The 6,344-nt window shown below is 63.2% G+C and carries 8 protein-coding genes; 3 read left to right on the forward strand and 5 right to left on the reverse strand.

Going from position 1 to position 6,344, the window contains the following annotated elements; translation table 11 throughout:
- Positions 1-11 precede the first annotated feature (11 nt).
- The 3 genes from FFS30_RS17590 (at position 12) to FFS30_RS17600 (ending at position 3,589) form a co-directional block, all read left to right on the forward strand.
- A complete protein-coding gene (locus tag FFS30_RS17590; protein ID WP_137914473.1) occupies positions 12-974 on the forward strand; it encodes a PDZ domain-containing protein in 963 nt (320 codons plus the stop codon).
- A gap of 138 nt (positions 975-1,112) precedes the next feature.
- Entirely contained in the window at positions 1,113-2,834 is a 1,722-nt protein-coding gene (locus FFS30_RS17595; RefSeq protein ID WP_137914474.1) for a serine hydrolase domain-containing protein, read from the forward strand.
- An 8-nt stretch (positions 2,835-2,842) separates the two neighbouring features.
- Positions 2,843-3,589: a pyridoxine 5'-phosphate synthase gene (locus tag FFS30_RS17600; RefSeq protein ID WP_137914475.1), complete on the forward strand. Its 747-nt coding sequence runs from the start codon at positions 2,843-2,845 to the stop codon at positions 3,587-3,589.
- Positions 3,590-3,593: 4 nt separating this feature from the next.
- Here FFS30_RS17600 and FFS30_RS17605 read toward each other — a convergent pair whose 3' ends face one another.
- The 5 genes from FFS30_RS17605 to FFS30_RS17625 all read right to left on the reverse strand — a co-directional run bounded on the left by FFS30_RS17605 (position 3,594) and on the right by FFS30_RS17625 (position 6,179).
- Positions 3,594-3,998, reverse strand: a complete 405-nt coding sequence (locus FFS30_RS17605) for a biopolymer transporter ExbD (protein WP_137914476.1) — start codon at positions 3,996-3,998, stop codon at positions 3,594-3,596.
- Positions 3,999-4,155: 157 nt separating this feature from the next.
- The gene (locus FFS30_RS17610) at positions 4,156-4,581 is read right to left on the reverse strand and encodes a biopolymer transporter ExbD (RefSeq protein WP_137914477.1); all 426 of its coding nucleotides are present in this window, start codon (positions 4,579-4,581) and stop codon (positions 4,156-4,158) included.
- Positions 4,582-4,602: 21 nt separating this feature from the next.
- Positions 4,603-5,031, reverse strand: a complete 429-nt coding sequence (locus FFS30_RS17615) for a biopolymer transporter ExbD (RefSeq protein ID WP_137914478.1) — start codon at positions 5,029-5,031, stop codon at positions 4,603-4,605.
- Between the two features lie 3 nt (positions 5,032-5,034).
- Positions 5,035-5,775, reverse strand: coding sequence for a MotA/TolQ/ExbB proton channel family protein (locus tag FFS30_RS17620; protein ID WP_137914479.1), 741 nt, complete (start codon positions 5,773-5,775; stop codon positions 5,035-5,037).
- A gap of 65 nt (positions 5,776-5,840) precedes the next feature.
- Entirely contained in the window at positions 5,841-6,179 is a 339-nt protein-coding gene (locus FFS30_RS17625; RefSeq protein ID WP_249352538.1) for an energy transducer TonB, read from the reverse strand.
- Between the last annotated feature and the right edge of the window lie 165 nt (positions 6,180-6,344).

Consider the following 6,344-nt stretch of genomic DNA (forward strand, 5'->3'; position numbering starts at 1 on the left):
GGGTACGTGCCATGTCCCGCATACTCGGTTTGACTATCTTGCTCGGCGCCGCCGGCGGCGTTTTCGCCGCGGATGCGGCAACCACACCTGCTCTCGACGCGTCCGGCGGCAGTGCCACTTCGACCGCCGTCACCCAGCGCGTGCGTGAGGAAATGCATCAGGTTCTCGTGCGATTGGCCAGCACGGGCGCGCTCGGCGCGCATCCGGAGCAAGTGACGCTTCAGCTCGACGAGCCGGCGCAACGTTCGATCAATCTCGGCCTGCTCGTCGATGCGACCAGTGCAAACAACGCACGCGACGGTCTGCGCGTGTTCGGCACCACGCCAGGCGGCACGGCCGAACGGATCGGCGTGCATCCGGGCGACGTCATCGTCGCGGTGAACGGCCGCTCGTTGCGCGAACTCGGCGCAGACGACAATGGCCGCGCACTCGCGGCCTCCACGCTGAAGTCCAGCGTCGATGCGTTGCCGGCCGATGCGAACGTGCAGCTCGACGTGCTTCGCGGCGGTACGCAGCTGGCGCTGAACGGCCCGTTGCAAAGCGTGCAGCTGCCTGCACTGCGCGTCGCGCTCGGCGTGTCCGGTGCGGCGGCCGATCTGCCCACGCAGGCGGCCGCCACGGGTTGCGGCCGCATCGGTCTGGTCGATCTCGCGCCGCGTCAGGAGAAGCTCTACGGCGCGACGATTCTGCTCGTCGATGGAACTGCTCCAGGCCCATACGGCGCGAAGAGTTATCGCGTCGATGCCGGTACGCACGAGCTGCTCGTCGCCGAGCGCATTCCCACGCGCGCGATGGGCATGGGCGAATTCGCATCCCTGCGCAAGAGCAAACCGAAATCTCTGACCATTACCGTCAAGCCGAATACGACGGTGCTGATCGCCGCGCGCTTCAACGAAGATCGCACCAGCGAGCTCAACAAGGGCGGCTACTGGGATCCGGTGGCGTGGAAAGAGATTGCCGAAACCTGTCCCTAAGCTGACCCACGCGGGTTTGCCGACGTGGCATAACGAACTTTCTCCGCCATAACGTGTCTGAGTAGGCACTCCCCCACAGGGTCTCCTCCACACGGACGTGGTTTCTTTAATCGACACATCTCCTTTCGGTTACGACCCATGCGCTATTCTTGGCGCATGGGTTTTCTCTGCGCGCATCGTTCGTGGGCAGGCGTGCTGTGCGCCTTGCTGTTGTCGTTGCCGGCGCTGTCAGTAGCACGCAAATCGACGTCTCCACCCGATTCCACACTTCTACCGGCCTCGTTCCGCGAGACGATCGAACGCGGTGTCGCCAACGGCGCGTATCAATCCGTCGCCGTCGGCCTGATCGATGGCAAGCAGCGCGGGACCTTCTATTTCGGCCATCGCGACGGCGCGGATTCCAAACCCGCCGACGATAAAAGTCTGTTCGAAATCGGCGCGGTCGGCGAGGTCTTCACTGGACTTCTGCTCGCGCAGGCCGCGCTCGAAGGCAAGCTGCGGCTTTCCGATCCGATCGAGAAATTTCTGCCTGCGCCATTTCCGTTCACCGATGCGCGCCTCGGAAAAATCACTCTGCTGCAGCTCGCCACGCAACATTCGGCGCTGCCCGCGCGACCGGCGAATTTGTTTCCCGCCGATCTCGACGACCCCTATGCCGGCTATGCTGCGGAAGATCTGCTTGCCCTGCTCGCCTTTCATCGTTCGAGTGCAAAAGCAGACGATGCCGCGTACGGCTATTCGATCCTCAACGCCGGCCTGCTCGGTCACTTGCTCGGCCGCATCTATCAGATGCCGCTTGGCGAAGCGCTCGCTGCCAAGATTTTTTCGCCGCTCGGGCTGAAGCGATTGACCTTTGCGGACGACACAGATCTGTTGCCGGGACATGCGAGAGGTGCGAGCGCACCGCATCGCCATTACGGCGCCCTCATCGGTGCGGCGGGACTGCGTGCCGGCTTGCCCGATCTGCTCGGCTTCCTGCAGCTCAATCTGACACCGAACGATTCGCCGTTGCGCGCCGCTCTGCTGCTCGCGCGGCGGCCGGATGCGTCCGGTCCGGCCGACCAGCTCGGCTTCGGCTGGAACGTGCGCGAGAAGATCGACGGCACGGCGACCTGGCCTCTCGTCTGGCGCGCAAGCCAAACGGCAGGATTCGCGAGTTTCATCGGTTTCCGCACCGACAAACAGAAGGCCATCGTCGTGCTCGGCAATGCTACCGAAGACGTCGCCGCACTCGGCATCGCTTGGTTGGGCGACACTTCGCCGCCCGAGACCGCGCATGGCTTCGCCGATGCCGGAAGCAATCGCCTCGAAGAGTATCCCGGTCTCTACCGGGTCGCCTCCGGCGTCGACGCCATCGTGCGTGCGGACGAACAAGCACTGAGCCTGCAAATGCCCGGCGCGTTGCCGGCGCGCCTGCAAGCGGCGGACAAAGATGTCTTCGTCGCCGACGACGCAGGGTTCGGTGTCACCTTCATCCGCGATATCGATGAGATCGTCGGCCTCGTATTGCACGGCGGCGGCCAGAATGTCAGTGCGAAGCGCTTGAGCGCGCGCGCCCCGCGCCTTGCACGCGTGCCGATCGGGATCGACGCTGCGGCGCGCAGCGCCATGCTCGGCGATTATCGTCTCGACGATGCAACTTGGCTGCGCATCGCCGAATCCGCACAGGGCTTGAACTTACAGTGGACGATGGCCGAGCGGCGACGTATTTTTCCTTATGCGCCCAGTCGTTTTACCGACGCGGACGGCGCGGTCGAGTTGCAGATCAAGCGCACTGCAGACGGTCGCGTCGCCGGCATCGATCTCGACCTCGCCGGTACGCGCCGCGAAGCCGTGCCGCTGCGCAAATATGTTCATTGAGAAGACCCATGACCCGACTCAGCGTCAACGTCAACAAGATCGCCGTGCTGCGCAATTCACGCGGCGGCCAAGAGCCCGATGTCTACGCCGCCGCGAAGGCCTGCATCGCCGCCGGCGCGGCCGGCATCACAGTGCATCCCCGCCCTGATCAAAGACATATTCGTCCCGACGACGTGCGCGCATTGAAGTCGCTTATCGGCGGAGATGTGGAGTACAACATCGAGGGTAACGGTTTCGCCGGCGCACGCGGCGGTTACCCGGGCTTGCTCGCGCTGGTCGAAGAAACTCGGCCGACGCAAGTCACGCTCGTGCCCGACGGTGATGCACAACTCACTTCCGATCACGGCTTCGATCTGCGTGCCGATGCGGCGCGGCTGAAGCCGCTCATTGCGCAGTTGAAACAACTCGGCGCGCGAGTCAGTTTGTTCGTCGATATGGACGCCGTCGACGTCGCGCGTGCCGCAGAGATCGGCGCCGACAGAGTGGAGATTTACACCGGGCCGTATGCAGAAGCCTTCGCTCACGGCGACTATGCCCGCGAGTTGGCCATGTGCGTCGCCTGTGCCGACAGTGCCCTCGCCACGGGTCTCGGCGTCAATGCCGGACACGATTTGAATCAGACCAATCTCGGCACGTTGAAAGCTGCGATTCCACAGCTCGCCGAAGTCTCGATCGGCCATGCTCTGATCGGCGAGGCCCTGTATGGGGGCCTCGACGCCACGATCAAGGCCTATCTGCGCATCCTCGCCGCCTAAGCGATCAGCGACCGGCGGGCTCGATGCTGATCCGGCGCAGATTGGCGTTCTTCGCAGTCGCGAGGATGTCGGCGACCCGTTCGTAGCGCGTCCGCGCCTCCGGACGCAATGTCAGCGGCGGTGGATCGTTCTGCTGCGCTATCGTTGCGAGATTGCGCGCCAGTTCGCCGCGATTGATCGCTACGCCGTTCCAGTACAGCTCGCCGGTTTCCTTGATCGAGAGCTTCACTGGATCGGCGGAGGACGGGCAATCAAGCGAACAGTGCGAGAAGTCGAGCGTGAGCTTATGCGTGAGCAGCGGCGTTGCGATCATGAAGATCACGAGCAAGACCAGCATCACGTCGACAAGCGGAGTGACGTTGATCTGTGCAAATGTCGGGGATTCGCGATCGAGCGTGAAAGCGGCCATCCGGCGGTCTCCATTGGGCACGGCAGTGTGCCCACGCAGAATAGCGTGCCGAAGCCGCGGCAAAATCCGCGGCGGCGATTTTCATGATTTTCATTAGCGCAAAAGAAAACGCCGCATCGCTGCGGCGTTTGTTTTTCGACTCGCGAGCGAACCGGCTTTACTGGCCCGCGCCACGCGCCGGCTGGAAGCCGATTTTGGTCATGCCGGCGTTCTTCGCGTCCGCCATAACGGTCGCAACGAGCTGGTACTTCGCGGTCTTGTCGGCCTGAATCTGCAGTTCCGGCTGCGGACTCTTCTTCGACGTCACCGTCAGCATCTGCTGCAGCTGTTCTTCCGACACGAGCTGGTCGTTCCAGTAGAACTGCCCGCTCGAACGCACCGACAGCGTGATCGGGTCGGGCGGATTCTCGACTTGCGGCGGCGGATTGTTCGTCGGCTGCGGCAGGTCGATCTTGATGCGATGAGTCAGCATCGGCGCCGTGATCATGAAGATGATCAGGAGCACGAGCATGACGTCCACGAGCGGCGTCACGTTGATGTCGGCCATCGCGCCGCCGCCGCTGTTACCTGCACTGAATGCCATGATTCTTTCTCTTCAAACCTGTTACTGACCGCCGTGCTGCGGCGTCGTGATGAAGCCGACCTTGACCATGCCCGCGTTCTTCGCGTTGGTCATGACATTGGCCACGAGCTGGTACTCGGTATCCTTGTCGGCACGAATCTGGATTTCCGGCTGCGTTGCCTGCGGCGCGACGACTCGAAGCTGGGCCTGGAGCTGGCTCTCGGTGACCTGCTCGTCGTTCCAGTACATCGTTCCGTCGTGACGCACGGCAATGGTGACCGGCGGCACCGGCGGAGTGTCGGTCGGCGGCGCGATCAAGGTGCCTTGCGGCAATTCGACCTTGATCTTCGGTTGAGCCAACTGCGTCGTGATCATGAAGATGATCAGCAGCACCAACATCACGTCGACGAGCGGCGTGACGTTGATTTCCGCCATGATGCCGCCGCTGTTACCGCCCGCACTCATTGCCATGGCTTACTTTCCTTCGACGCGCGAACCGCTGACAAAGAAGTCGTGGAGGTCGTGAGCGAACTCGTCGAACTTGCCGAGCGTAACGCGGTTGGCGCGGTTGAACACGTTGTAGGCGAGCACCGCCGGGATGGCGACGCCCAGACCGATCGTGGTCATGATGAGCGCCTCACCGACCGGACCCGCGACGGCGTCCATCGACGCGTTGCCGCTGGCACCGATCTTGAGCAGGGCGTGGTAGATGCCCCACACGGTACCGAGCAGACCGACGAACGGCGCGGTCGAGCCCGTCGTGGCGAGCCACGTCAGACCGGTTTCGAGACGGCCACTTTCGCGAGCGACGCCCTGACGCAGAGCGCGGTCGACGTACTCCGAGCGATTCAAGGTCTCGGCGAGGCGACTGCCTTGAGCCTGACTGTGCTGTTCGGCGGCCACGGTGACATCGAGAGCGATCTTCGAGAACGGCTCCCAACCCGGCTGCTCTTCGAGATGGCGCTTGGCATCGGTCAGAGACTTGGTTTCGAAAAACTGTTCGCGTACCGAGTCGCCGCGACGGCGAATGTTGAACATGCGCCAGGCGTTGACGATGATGAAGAACACCGAGCCGAGCGACATGATCACGAGCGTGACGAACACAACCAGACCTAAGGTGTCGAAGTTGTGCAGCAGATGTTCGAAGCCCATCTGCGTGAGAGCGGCGGCATTGCCTTGTCCGGCAACCGGAGCGGAAGCTGCTTCTTGTAACATAACCTTACCCTTAAGTTTGTGGTCCTGAAATTCCGCCGGAATCGCCGGCAATCGTCACATTTAAATCAATCTGCCAAGGTGAAATCGACCGGGATCAGTGCGTAGCCTTCATACGGCTGGCCACCCTTGCTTCCCGGATTAAACATCCAAGTCTTCGCCGCCGCAATCGCAGCCTGATCGAGCTCGCGATATCCGGACGACTTCTCCACGGTGATTTCCTTCGGCGAACCGTCGGTCGCAATCAACACCTTCAGGATGACCTTGCCGGTGTGATGCTCGCGCACGGCCTGCGGCGGATACTTCGGCGGACGCATCTTGCGGTAGCTGATGTTCTCGCTCGGCGCAATGTCGACCGGAGCCGCAGGCGGAGCCGGCGGAGCGGGCGGCGGAGCGGGAGTGGACATCGGCGTCGGCGTCTCCGTGACGACCGGCGGCGGAGCCGGCGGCGGCGGAGTCGGCGGCGGCTTGATCTTCTCGACGATCTTCGGCGGCGGCTTCTTCGGCGGCTCCGGCGGCGGCGGCGGTGGCGGTGGCGGCGGCGGCGGAGCCGCCGAAGAAGCCGCCGCCGA

The organism is Rudaea sp. 3F27F6 (genome assembly GCF_005503555.1).
In the GTDB taxonomy this organism is placed as follows: domain Bacteria; phylum Pseudomonadota; class Gammaproteobacteria; order Xanthomonadales; family Rhodanobacteraceae; genus Rudaea.

What these genes read in the sequence shown, in the direction of transcription:
- FFS30_RS17590 (WP_137914473.1), top strand. Translation starts at nt 12, where the DNA reads ATGTCCCGCATACTCGGTTTGACTATCTTGCTCGGCGCCGCCGGCGGC.
- FFS30_RS17595 (WP_137914474.1), top strand. Translation starts at nt 1,113, where the DNA reads ATGCGCTATTCTTGGCGCATGGGTTTTCTCTGCGCGCATCGTTCGTGG.
- FFS30_RS17600 (WP_137914475.1), top strand. Translation starts at nt 2,843, where the DNA reads ATGACCCGACTCAGCGTCAACGTCAACAAGATCGCCGTGCTGCGCAAT.
- FFS30_RS17605 (WP_137914476.1), bottom strand. Translation starts at nt 3,998, where the DNA reads ATGGCCGCTTTCACGCTCGATCGCGAATCCCCGACATTTGCACAGATC.
- FFS30_RS17610 (WP_137914477.1), bottom strand. Translation starts at nt 4,581, where the DNA reads ATGGCATTCAGTGCAGGTAACAGCGGCGGCGGCGCGATGGCCGACATC.
- FFS30_RS17615 (WP_137914478.1), bottom strand. Translation starts at nt 5,031, where the DNA reads ATGGCAATGAGTGCGGGCGGTAACAGCGGCGGCATCATGGCGGAAATC.
- FFS30_RS17620 (WP_137914479.1), bottom strand. Translation starts at nt 5,775, where the DNA reads ATGTTACAAGAAGCAGCTTCCGCTCCGGTTGCCGGACAAGGCAATGCC.
- FFS30_RS17625 (WP_249352538.1), bottom strand. Translation starts at nt 6,179, where the DNA reads ATGTCCACTCCCGCTCCGCCGCCCGCTCCGCCGGCTCCGCCTGCGGCT.